The sequence below is a fragment of the uncultured Algibacter sp. genome (genome assembly GCF_905480415.1).
Lineage (GTDB): Bacteria > Bacteroidota > Bacteroidia > Flavobacteriales > Flavobacteriaceae > Algibacter_B.
In genome coordinates this window covers 1-12,093 of record NZ_CAJQQI010000056.1, presented here as the reverse complement: position 1 = coordinate 12,093, position 12,093 = coordinate 1, and the positions used below count along the sequence as shown (strand labels likewise).

Annotated in this window: 9 protein-coding genes; 7 read left to right on the top strand and 2 right to left on the bottom strand. The window is 33.6% G+C overall.

The window, feature by feature from the left end:
- Positions 1-923 (bottom strand): glutamine synthetase beta-grasp domain-containing protein (locus tag QZ260_RS04710; RefSeq protein ID WP_295983323.1); only part of this gene is annotated, 923 nt, incomplete at its 3' end.
- A 438-nt stretch (positions 924-1,361) separates the two neighbouring features.
- Here QZ260_RS04710 and QZ260_RS04705 point away from each other — a divergent pair.
- The 7 genes from QZ260_RS04705 to QZ260_RS04675 all read left to right on the top strand — a co-directional run bounded on the left by QZ260_RS04705 (position 1,362) and on the right by QZ260_RS04675 (position 11,783).
- Positions 1,362-3,548, top strand: a complete 2,187-nt coding sequence (locus QZ260_RS04705; RefSeq protein WP_295983321.1) for a glutamine synthetase III — start codon at positions 1,362-1,364, stop codon at positions 3,546-3,548.
- A gap of 82 nt (positions 3,549-3,630) precedes the next feature.
- Entirely contained in the window at positions 3,631-4,809 is a 1,179-nt protein-coding gene (locus tag QZ260_RS04700) for an AIR synthase related protein (protein WP_295983318.1), read from the top strand.
- A gap of 70 nt (positions 4,810-4,879) precedes the next feature.
- A complete protein-coding gene (locus tag QZ260_RS04695) occupies positions 4,880-5,839 on the top strand; it encodes a DUF3078 domain-containing protein (RefSeq protein ID WP_295983316.1) in 960 nt (319 codons plus the stop codon).
- A 192-nt stretch (positions 5,840-6,031) separates the two neighbouring features.
- The gene (locus QZ260_RS04690) at positions 6,032-8,587 is read left to right on the top strand and encodes an adenosylcobalamin-dependent ribonucleoside-diphosphate reductase (protein ID WP_295983314.1); all 2,556 of its coding nucleotides are present in this window, start codon (positions 6,032-6,034) and stop codon (positions 8,585-8,587) included.
- 469 nt (positions 8,588-9,056) lie between these two features.
- On the top strand, positions 9,057-10,133 hold the full coding sequence (gene prfA, locus QZ260_RS04685; RefSeq protein WP_295983312.1) for a peptide chain release factor 1: 1,077 nt from the start codon (positions 9,057-9,059) through the stop codon (positions 10,131-10,133).
- Positions 10,134-10,143: 10 nt separating this feature from the next.
- Positions 10,144-10,956, top strand: coding sequence for an orotidine-5'-phosphate decarboxylase (gene pyrF / locus QZ260_RS04680; RefSeq protein ID WP_295983308.1), 813 nt, complete (start codon positions 10,144-10,146; stop codon positions 10,954-10,956).
- Between the two features lie 17 nt (positions 10,957-10,973).
- Entirely contained in the window at positions 10,974-11,783 is an 810-nt protein-coding gene (locus tag QZ260_RS04675; protein WP_295983306.1) for a helical backbone metal receptor, read from the top strand.
- Positions 11,784-11,969: 186 nt separating this feature from the next.
- Here QZ260_RS04675 and QZ260_RS04670 read toward each other — a convergent pair.
- The coding region (locus QZ260_RS04670; RefSeq protein WP_295983325.1) for a Lacal_2735 family protein at positions 11,970-12,093 on the bottom strand (124 nt) is incomplete at its 5' end.

Here is a 12,093-nt window from a genome sequence, read left to right as displayed (position 1 = left end):
TAGCCATTTTCTACAACAATAATTGGAATACGAATTGAAGCTCCTCTATCTGAAACTCCCCAAGAGAAATCGTTGATTGAAGCAGTCTCATGTAAACCAGTTAAACGTTGCTCATTGAAAGCTCCATAAACTGCGATGTGTTCTTTTATTACTGGACGGAAAGCTTCACAGATTTCAATATATTTATCTTTAGAACCACAAGTTCTTAAGATTGTGTTAGAAAAGTTAGCGTGCATTCCAGATCCATTCCAGTCTGTGTCTCCTAATGGTTTTGGGTGGTACTCAATGTACATGCCACGACCTTCAGTTAAACGATCTAATAAATATCTAGAAACCCAAATTTCATCTCCTGCTTTCTTAGCGCCTTTTGCGAATAATTGGTATTCCCATTGTCCAGATGCAACTTCTTGGTTAATACCTTCAAAGTTTAATCCAGCTTCGATACATAAATCAGCATGCTCTTCAACTAAATCACGACCATGAGTATGTCTTCCTCCAACTGAACAATAGTACATACCTTGAGGAGCTGGGTAGCCACCTCTTGGGAATCCTAATGGTAATTCAGTATCCGTATTCATAATAAAGTATTCTTGCTCAAATCCAAACCAGAAATCGTTATCATCATCTTCAATTGTTGCACGTGCGTTAGACGCATGTGGAGTTCCATCAGCATTCATTACTTCGGTCATAACTAAATAACCGTTGATTCTCTTTGGATCTGGGTAGATAGCAACTGGTTTTAAAATACAATCAGATGATCCACCTGAAGCTTGTTGTGTAGAAGAACCGTCAAAAGACCACAATCCTAATTCTTCTATTGTTCCTTGAAAGTTTTCGTGCTCTTCTACCTTCGTTTTACTTCTCAAATTTTGAGTAGGCGTATAACCATCTAACCAAAGGTATTCTAATTTAATTTTTGCCATAATGAATATTTTATAATTGAAAAATTGATAATAATATCACAAATATATATTTTTATACTTTTACTTAAAATTTATAGGGGGTGTTTTAGTGAAAGAGTGAGTTATTTTTATTTATACCCTATTTTTTTAAGGTTTATTTAAAAAAAAGACTATTATTTTATGAAAAAACTGAAAAAATCTTAAAAAAATTTTTCAGTTTCATGGTTTTATTATTCAGCCCTGCTTATTTTTGCTTAACAAATTATACTTAGTGTCTGGTAGTGAACAGACTATTTTTATAATTTGAATTATTTTTGATGTCATTTTGATTTACTTTCTATGAGTTGATGCATTAGTATCAAGCGGTTAAAAATAAATGGAAAGGGCGCGATAAGAAACAAATTTAATATTGCTGTATTTACGACCAAACACTAACTAAACGTTTTAATATATAAAAGAATGTCAACACTAAGATTTCATGCTATAAAAGAATCTCTTAAATACAAACCGGTTTTGGTTGAAGAGACTGAGCGTCGTTCTGATTTATTTGGTAAAAATGTGTTTAATGAAAACACCATGCGCCATTACTTAACAAAAGATGCCTTTATTGGTGTTATGAACGCCATTCAATTTGGAAAAAAGATAGATAGAAATATAGCGGATCAAGTGGCGTCTTCAATGAAAGATTGGGCTTTATCTAAAGGCGTTACACATTATACGCATTGGTTTCAGCCACTAACGGGTTCTACTGCCGAAAAGCATGACGCTTTTTTTGAAACCATAGGAGAAGGTATGGCCGTTGAGAAATTTGGTGGCAACCAATTAGTACAGCAAGAACCTGATGCTTCTAGTTTTCCACATGGAGGTATTAGAAACACCTTTGAAGCTCGCGGTTACACGGCTTGGGATCCAACATCACCTGCATTTATTTATGGCACTACGCTTTGTATTCCAACAATATTTGTGGCTTATACCGGTGAGGCTTTAGATTATAAGACGCCGCTTTTAAGGGCCCTTCATGCCGTAGACGATGCAGCTACTGCCATCTGTAAGTATTTCGATAAAAATGTAAAAAAAGTAACATCTTCGTTAGGCTGGGAGCAGGAGTATTTTTTAATTGATAAAATGATGGCGGCAAGTCGTCCAGATATTACTTTAACAGGACGCACACTATTGGGGCATTCTTCAGCAAAGGGTCAGCAGTTAGACGATCATTATTTTGGTTCTATTCCCAACAGAGCATTAAACTTTATGCGCGAGTTAGAAACAGAATGTATGCTTTTAGGTATCCCTGTAAAAACAAGACATAATGAAGTCGCACCAAATCAGTTTGAGTTAGCTCCTATATACGAAGAAGCAAATTTAGCAGTAGACCATAATGCCCTTTTAATGGATATTATGGGTCGCGTAGCATCGCGTCATAATTTTAAAGTTTTATTTCATGAAAAGCCTTTTGCAGGTGTAAATGGTTCTGGTAAACATAATAACTGGTCGCTTTCAACAGATACAGGTGTTAATTTATTAGCGCCCGGAAAAACACCAATGAGCAACCTTCAATTTTTAACATTTTTCATAAACACGATAAAAGCAGTTAATACACATGAAGCCCTTTTAAGAGCAGCCATAGCTTCAGCAAGTAATGACCATAGACTAGGGGCTAACGAAGCGCCTCCGGCAATTATCTCGGTGTTTATTGGTGAGCAATTAACCAAAGTGTTAGAAGAGTTAGAAGGTGTAACAAAAGGGAAATTGTCACCAAAAGAAAAAACGGAATTAAAACTTAATGTAGTTGGTAAAATACCAGATGTTTTATTAGATAATACAGATAGAAATAGAACATCTCCTTTTGCGTTTACTGGTAACAAATTTGAATTTAGAGCTGTAGGTTCAACGGCTAATTGTGGAAACCCCATGACGGTTTTAAATACCATAGTGGCTAAACAATTAAAAGATTTCAAAAAGGAAGTTGACATATTAATTGCTAAAAAGGATTTAAAGAAAGACGAAGCTGTTTTTAACGTATTAAGAGAATATATTAAAGCATCAAGAGATATTTTATTTGAAGGCAATGGTTATGGTGAATCATGGGAGAATGAAGCTAAAAGAAGAGGTTTGAGTAATAATAAAACCACTCCTGAAGCATTAAAAGCTAGAATTTCTAAGCAATCTATTGCATTGTTTGAAGAAATGGACGTCATGAGTAAAGTTGAAACCGAAGCGCGTTACGAAATTGAGGTAGAAGCTTACATCATGCATATTCAGATTGAAAGCAGAGTATTAGGCGATATTGCTCGTAATCATATTGTACCAACCGCAGTTAAATATCAAAATGTTCTGGTAGAGAACGTTCGAGGTTTAAAAGAAATATTTGAAGAAAAGTACAATAGCGTTTCAAAAGAGCAAATCAATTTAATCGAAGAGATTTCTAACCATATTGCAGGAATTAATGCTAATGTTACAAAAATGATTAACGCGCGAAAAGCGGCAAACGATATACAGGATATTGAAAAGAAAGCACACGCTTATTGTAATAATGTAAAACCATTATTTGATGATATTCGTTACCATTGCGATAAATTAGAGTTGTTGGTTGATGATGAAATCTGGCCATTAACAAAATATAGAGAAATGTTATTTACGAGATAGTGTTTAAAACTTCTAAAATCCTGCTTTAAAAAAGCAGGATTTTTTCGTTCAAAAAATTACTTTTGCAAAAGAATACAATATTATGAGTCAAGAAGTTTCAAAAAGATACGCACAACGCGGCGTTTCAGCATCAAAAGAAGATGTTCACAATGCGATTAAGAATATAGATAAAGGTTTATTTCCTAAAGCATTCTGTAAAATAGTTCCGGATTATTTAACCAATGATGAAGATTATTGTTTGATAATGCATGCAGATGGTGCAGGAACAAAGTCATCTTTAGCCTATATGTATTGGAAAGAAACTGGAGATGTTTCAGTTTGGAAAGGTATAGCTCAAGATGCTTTAATCATGAATATTGATGATTTGTTATGTGTTGGTGCAACAGACAATATTATGTTGTCTTCAACCATAGGAAGAAATAAAAACTTAATTACTGGTGAGGTGCTTTCAGTAATCATTAATGGAACAGAAGAATTACTAGAAGATCTAAAATCTTTTGGTGTAACCATTCATTCTACTGGTGGAGAAACTGCTGATGTTGGAGATTTGGTTAGAACCATTATTGTAGATTCTACGGTAACAGCACGAATGAAACGAAGCGAAGTTATAGATAACGCAAATATTAAAGCTGGCGATGTTATTGTAGGTTTGGAAAGTTTCGGACAGGCCACTTATGAAAAAGAGTATAACGGAGGCATGGGAAGTAATGGGCTAACGTCTGCACGTCATGACGTGTTTAGTAAATATCTAGCAAAAAAATATCCTGAAAGTTTTGATGCTTCGGTGCCAGAAGAATTAGTGTATTCTGGAAGTGTTAAATTAACAGATAGCGTTGAGAATTCTCCAATTGATGCTGGTAAATTAGTGTTGTCTCCAACACGGACCTATGCACCAATAATAAAAAATATACTATCAAAATATAATAGTGACAGAATACATGGTATGGTGCATTGCTCTGGTGGTGCTCAAACAAAAATTCTTCATTTTGTTGATGAGTTTCATATTGTAAAAGACAATATGTTTCCAATTCCGCCATTATTCAAATTAATACAAGAACAATCAAAAACAGATTGGAAAGAAATGTACCAAGTGTTTAACTGTGGCCATAGAATGGAACTTTATGTGTCTCCCGAAATAGCCGAAAATATTATAGAAATCTCAAAATCCTATAATGTTGATGCTAAGATTATTGGTAGAGTAGAGGCTTCAAAAACAAAAAAGCTAACAATAAAATCAGAGTTTGGAGAGTTTAACTATTAATTATTTCTTTTATCATTTAATGTGAAGAGTTTTTGATGAAGATTGAGTTTTGAAATTACCTAACACAACCATGAAGTATTTACTGTTTTTATTAGTTTGTCTTTGTTTTCAATTTTCAAACGCTCAACCCGATTCACTTTACATAAAGGAGATAAAACTAGAATACACGGGGCCTCAATGGGCTCAAAAAAATAAGGCATCATTTGATTTAAATGAGGTTGCTTTTGTCAATTGGAATTCTGGAGGTAGTAATTCTATTTCTGGTTTATTGGGATTAAAATCTATGCTTGATTATAGAGACAAGTTTTTTGTTTGGAAGAACAATGTAGAAGTTCGTTATGGTGTAAATAAGCAAGAAGCCAGAGAGCTTAGAAAAACCGATGATTTAATTGAGATAAATTCTAACATGGGTTACAAGCCCGATAGTTTATCAAATTGGTTTTATTCGGCAAGACTTAACTTTAGAACTCAGTTAACAAATGGATATAACTATCCAAATAAAGATGAGCCTATTTCTAGATTACTCGCACCAGGGTATTTATTTTTAGGTTGTGGTATGGAATATGGGAAGAATATAGATAAGTTCTCCTTTTACTTCTCCCCATTAACACTAAAAGCGACGTTTGTTTTGGATGAAGACCTTGCCAACGCAGGTTCTTTTGGAGTTCGTCCGGCAGTTTTAGACACAGACGGAAATGTTATTGTTCCAGGAGAACGATTCAGAAAAGAACTTGGTATTTTAGTTACTAATAGTTACGAAATGGAATTAGCAGAAAATATTAATGTAAAAAATCAAGTCAGTCTCTATTCAGATTACATTAATAACTTCGGAAATCTAGATTTGGATTGGAGGATAGATTTTGATTTTAAGGTAAATTCTTTTGTAAGGGCTACTTTGGGTTCTCATTTACGTTATGACGATGATGTAAAAACACAAACACCAACAAGCATTGAAGGCGAGTTTGACGAGGCAGGGGCCAAAGTGCAGTGGAAGCAATTTCTAGGAGTTGGTTTTGCTGTAGATTTCTAAAAATATAATTTAACATTAATTTAAAAATTTGTTAACTTTTTTATGTTGATAAATTATTAAAACAATAAATATCAGTATTTTAACGTGTTTCACGTGTAAACTTTATGATTTTTATTATGTTTTAAATTGTACATTTATAGTTTATTTACGTACTGTTAATTAATCTATTAAACTTAAAACTCCCTTTTACTAATGGATACAAAACTTGCCCAAAAATCTTCCAAAACTTACACTTCAGAAGACGCCTTTAATGCTTCTCTGAAATACTTCAAAAATGATGATCTAGCCGCTCGTGTATGGTTAAACAAATATGCCCTTAAAGATTCTGAGGGAAATATTTATGAGTTAACTCCTAATGATATGCATAAGCGAATTGCTAAGGAAATTGCTAGAGTTGAAACCAAGTACACAAATCCATTATCAGAAGAAGAAATTTTTAATCTAATTAAAGATTTTAAATACATTGTTCCTCAAGGAAGCCCAATGGCAGGAATTGGGAATCCGTTTCAAATAGGTTCATTATCAAATTGTTTTGTGATTGGTAACTCTGGAGAATCTGATTCTTATGGAGGTATTATGAAAATAGACCAAGAGCAAGTGCAACTTATGAAACGCAGGGGAGGTGTAGGTCATGATTTATCACATGTGCGTCCAAAGGGTTCTTCTGTAAAAAATTCGGCATTAACATCTACAGGACTTGTACCTTTTATGGAACGTTATTCTAATTCTACAAGAGAGGTTGCTCAAGATGGAAGAAGAGGAGCACTAATGCTTTCAGTGTCCATTAATCATCCAGATGCAGAAGATTTTATTAATGCCAAATTAGAGCAAGGAAAAGTGACAGGTGCCAATGTATCGGTTAGAATTGATGATAATTTTATGAAGGCTGTTAAAGACGGTTCTAATTACACTCAAAAATATCCAATATTCAGTGATAACCCTAAAGTGTCTAATTCCATTGATGCGAATGCCTTATGGAAAAAAATTGTACATAATGCTTGGAAATCTGCTGAACCAGGAATTTTATTTTGGGATACTATTATAAATGAATCGGTGCCAGATTGTTATGCGGATTTAGGATATAAAACCGTGTCTACAAATCCATGTGGCGAAATTCCATTATGCCCATACGATTCGTGCAGATTGCTAGCGATTAATTTATTTTCTTATGTAGATAATCCGTTTACGCCAAAAGCTAAATTCAATTTCGATTTGTTCAAAAAACATGTAGCTGTGGCGCAACGTATTATGGACGATATTATCGATTTAGAACTTGAGAAGATCGATAAAATATTAAAGAAAATTGACGAAGATCCGGAGGTAGATGAAGTGAAATTAACCGAGCGTAATTTATGGTGTAACATAAAGCAAAAAGCTCAAGAAGGAAGGCGAACAGGCGTTGGAATAACTGCAGAAGGAGATATGTTGGCGGCTTTAGGTATCCAATATGGTAGTGAAGCAGGTAATGCGTTTTCCTTAGAAGTTCATAAAACAATTGCCATTGAAGCATATCGATCTTCGGTACATTTAGCTAAAGAGCGTGGTGCGTTTTCAATTTTCAATGCGGAACGTGAAAAGAACAATCCGTTTATCCAAAGGATAAAAGAAGCGGATAGTCAATTATATTATGAAATGCTAGAATATGGTAGACGTAATATAGCCTTATTAACAATAGCTCCTACAGGAACGACCAGTTTAATGACGCAAACCACATCTGGTATTGAACCTGTATTTATGCCTGTTTATAAGCGAAGAAGAAAAATAAACCCGAATGATAATGATGTGCGTGTAGATTTTGTTGATGAACTTGGGGATTCATGGGAAGAGTATGTTGTGTTTCATCATCGTTTTAAACAATGGATGGAAGTAAATGGTATTGATAGCTCAAAAAACTTTTCACAAGCGGAGATTGACGAATTGATTAAAGAGTCGCCGTATTATAAAGCAACCTCAAACGATGTGGATTGGTTGAGTAAAGTATGTATGCAAGGTGCTATTCAAAAGTGGGTAGATCATTCAATCAGTGTAACTATTAATTTACCGAATGATGTTACAGAAGATTTGGTTGGCGATTTATATATGAAAGCATGGGAAGTAGGCTGTAAAGGAGTTACAGTATATAGAGATGGTTCGCGTTCTGGTGTTTTAATTGCCAATGACGATAAAAAGGAAGATACAGACAATGGAAAGCTAACAGCTTTTCCGAAAAAGCGTCCACAAGTTTTGGAAGCTCATGTGGTTCGTTTTCAAAATAATAAAGAAAAATGGATTGCGTTTATTGGTCTAATCGATGATAAGCCATATGAGGTTTTTACTGGTTTAGCCGATGATGAAGATGGGATTTTGATCCCACGTTGGGTAAATAACGGATTAATCATAAAAAACAGAAATGAAGATGGTAGCTCTCGTTACGATTTTCAATACAAGAACACAAGAGGTTATAAAACCACCATTGAAGGCTTATCGCATAAGTTTAATCCAGAGTTTTGGAATTACGCTAAATTATTTTCAAGTACGTTGCGCCACGGCATGCCAATTGATAAAATTGTAGATTTAATTAATAGCTTGCAACTAGATAGCGAATCTATTAATACATGGAAAAATGGAGTGGTAAGAGCTTTAAAACGTTATGTAGCTGATGGTACGAAAGCCAAAGGACAAGCGTGTGATAATTGTAAATCTGAAAATTTAATCTATCAAGAAGGATGTTTAACCTGCAAAGATTGTGGTTCTTCTAAGTGCGGTTAATATTAAATTTATATAAATAAAAGAGGAAGTCGTTTGGCTTCCTTTTTTAGTTTAATGATTTTTAAACAAACTCTTTTAAGAGAATAACGAAAGGGATTGAAAAAACAGCATCAATAACAAACACTAAAGAAAATAACTTTAATGTAGAAATACCCAAGTTTTTATAAAAAGTAAGTTTTCGTTTTGCATGAGTTTCATTTAAAAAATGCCACAAAGAAAAAATAAGTAAGAGTTTAACGATTAGAATAGTAATGATTTCAATTTTTATAAATGAAAGCAGCATGTTTATGGCTAAAGACCAAATAATAAAGGGTCTGTAAAAAACTAATATAGAAAACAATTGTTGCATCAGTATTTATGATAACGCCATTTGGGTGATAATATTTTTAGAAATGAATTATTACAAGTGTTTGTAGTCATTGAAAATACATAAATTATCGTATTTTTGGTTTCCAATTAATAAAGGCAGATGTTAGAGAAATTACAAATAGTAAAACAGCGTTTTGATGAGGTTAGTGATTTAATTATTCAACCCGATATCATTACAGACCAGAAACGTTATGTTGATCTAAATAGAGAGTATAAAGACTTGCGAATTCTTATGGATAAGCGAGAAATTTATTTAGAACTTACTAATAATTTAGCTGAAGCTGAAGAAATAATATCAGACGGTAGTGATGCAGAAATGGTCGAAATGGCTAAAATGCAATATGATGAAGCTAAAGAAAGTATTCCCAAATTAGAAGAAGAGATAAAAGTGCTTTTAATTCCTAAAGATCCTACAGATTCTAAAAATGCAGTAGTAGAATTAAGAGCTGGAACTGGTGGAGACGAAGCCAGTATTTTTGCAGGCGATTTGTTTAGAATGTACACTAAATATTGTGAAGGAAGAGGCTGGAAAGTAGATACGGTCGATTTTAGTGAAGGGACTAATGGTGGTTTTAAAGAAATTCAGTTTGAAGTTACTGGTAATGATGTTTACGGAACGTTAAAGTTTGAAGCAGGTGTACATCGTGTACAACGTGTGCCTCAAACAGAAACTCAAGGTCGTGTGCATACCAGTGCAGCAACAGTAATGGTGTTTCCTGAGGCTGAAGAGTTTGATGTGGAAATAAATCCTAAAGAGGTAAGAATCGATTTTTTCTGTTCGTCAGGTCCTGGAGGTCAATCTGTAAATACAACATATTCAGCTGTGCGTTTAACACATATTCCAACAGGATTAGTAGCACAGTGTCAAGATCAAAAATCGCAGCATAAAAATAAAGAGAAAGCGTTTAAAGTTTTACGTTCACGTTTATACGATTTAGAGTTAGCTAAGAAGTTAGAAGAAGATGCTGCTTTGCGCGGCACCATGGTGACCAGTGGAGACAGGAGTGCTAAAATTAGAACGTATAATTATTCGCAAGGACGAGTTACAGATCATAGAATTGGATTAACACTTTACGACTTGTCTAACATTGTAAATGGTGATATTCAAAAAATCATAGATGAGTTACAATTAGCTGATAATACTGAAAAGTTGAAGGCTGGAAGTGATCAAATTTAAAATAAGCTAGGTGACAACGAGCCAATTAGTTCAGCAAATTAAAACGAAGAAATCCTTTTTATGTATAGGATTAGATGTGGATATAAATAAAATTCCAGAACATCTTTTAAAAGAAAACGATCCCATTTTCGCTTTTAATAAAGCTATAATTGATGCAACGCATCATTTATGTGTAGCCTACAAGCCTAATACAGCATTTTATGAAGCATACGGCATAAAGGGTTGGCGAGCTTTGGAAAAAACAATCCATTACTTAAACGAGAAGCATCCAGAAATTTTTACTATTGCTGATGCAAAACGTGGGGATATTGGTAATACAAGTACCATGTACGCTAAAGCATTTTTTGAAGATTTAGCATTCGATTCTGTAACAGTTGCACCATATATGGGTAAAGATTCCATAGAACCATTTTTAGCTTTTGAAGATAAGCACACTATTCTTTTAGCGTTAACTTCTAATCAAGGCGCATTTGATTTTCAAACAAAAACGGTAGATGGGAAGGAACTTTATAAGCAAGTATTAGAAACCTCAAAAACTTGGAAGAACACTGAGAATTTAATGTATGTTGTTGGTGCTACAAAAGCGGAGTATTTAGCAGACATTAGAAAAATTATTCCAGACAGTTTCTTGCTAGTTCCTGGTGTTGGTGCTCAAGGCGGAAATTTACAAGAGGTATGTAAATATGGAATGAACGATAGTGTTGGATTATTGATTAATTCTTCAAGAGGTATTATTTATGCATCAAATCAGACTGATTTTGCTGAAGCTGCAGCTAAAAAATCTGAGGAACTCCAAAAAGAGATGGAAGCTATTTTGAGTTAATTGTAATTCTCAATAACATGCAAAACTTCAAAGACCAACTTAATCGAATTATTTATCTAAAAGAAACTCCAACACGCGTTATTTCATTAGTGCCTAGTCAAACTGAATTATTATGTGATTTAGGTTTGGGATCTTATTTAGTTGGTGTAACCAAATTCTGTGTGCATCCGCATCATATTAAAACCAATGTTCCAATGGTTGGTGGTACAAAACAGATTCATCTTGATAAAATAACAGCCCTTCAACCAGATATCATTCTTTGCAATAAAGAAGAAAACACCAAAGAAATTGTTGAAGTTTGTGAATCAATTTGTAATGTTCATGTTTCGGATATTTATGATATCAAAGATAGTTTAGAATTAATTGAGCAATATGGATACATCTTTAATCGAAAAAAAGAGGCTTCAGCACTATTAGATGAAATTAAAAAGGAGCTTAGTGGTTTTGAAGAGTTTATTCAAAGTAAACCAACTTTAAAAGTCGTTTATTTTATCTGGAAAAACCCATGGATGATTGCTGGGAATAATACGTTTATTAATTATTTGTTGAAGATAAATAAGTTTGAAAACAGCTATTCAAAAAAAGAACGTTATTCAGAAATTGAAATTTCTAAATTTTCTACAAATAAAAATATAGAGGTTGTTTTACTGTCATCAGAACCCTTTCCTTTTAAAGAAGTGCATAAAAAGGAGTTACAAGACTTTTACCCCAATGCAACTATTGTATTAGTTGATGGAGAGATGTTTTCTTGGTATGGTTCGAGACTTACAAAGGTGTTTGCTTATTTTAAAACGCTCCGTTTAAATCTTCAGAACAATGAGTTTTAGTAGTATCGTCTACAAAATTTGCTATTCTTTTTTCTACTTCTTTCAAGCTTATTGATTTACCAAGGTTGGGTTTAATTTTACCAACTCTACAAAATTGTTTGTTCATAACGTTCTTTCTTATATTTAAAATACGTGCAAACCTCTCATTTAGATGTGATTGAAGATAAAAATAATTATTAAGTAAATTCAAATAGCAGATTGATACGTTTCTCTTTGCAGGTATTTCAACCTATTTAGTTTGTTGAGTAGCTTGATGGCTTTGTATTCTGAAATATCACTTAACGCCGAATCTGTTTGTCTAAAATTATAA

Coding starts and splice junctions, on each gene's coding strand:
- QZ260_RS04705 (WP_295983321.1), top strand. CDS start 1,362: ATGTCAACACTAAGATTTCATGCTATAAAAGAATCTCTTAAATACAAA.
- QZ260_RS04700 (WP_295983318.1), top strand. CDS start 3,631: ATGAGTCAAGAAGTTTCAAAAAGATACGCACAACGCGGCGTTTCAGCA.
- QZ260_RS04695 (WP_295983316.1), top strand. CDS start 4,880: ATGAAGTATTTACTGTTTTTATTAGTTTGTCTTTGTTTTCAATTTTCA.
- QZ260_RS04690 (WP_295983314.1), top strand. CDS start 6,032: ATGGATACAAAACTTGCCCAAAAATCTTCCAAAACTTACACTTCAGAA.
- prfA (WP_295983312.1), top strand. CDS start 9,057: ATGTTAGAGAAATTACAAATAGTAAAACAGCGTTTTGATGAGGTTAGT.
- QZ260_RS04675 (WP_295983306.1), top strand. CDS start 10,974: ATGCAAAACTTCAAAGACCAACTTAATCGAATTATTTATCTAAAAGAA.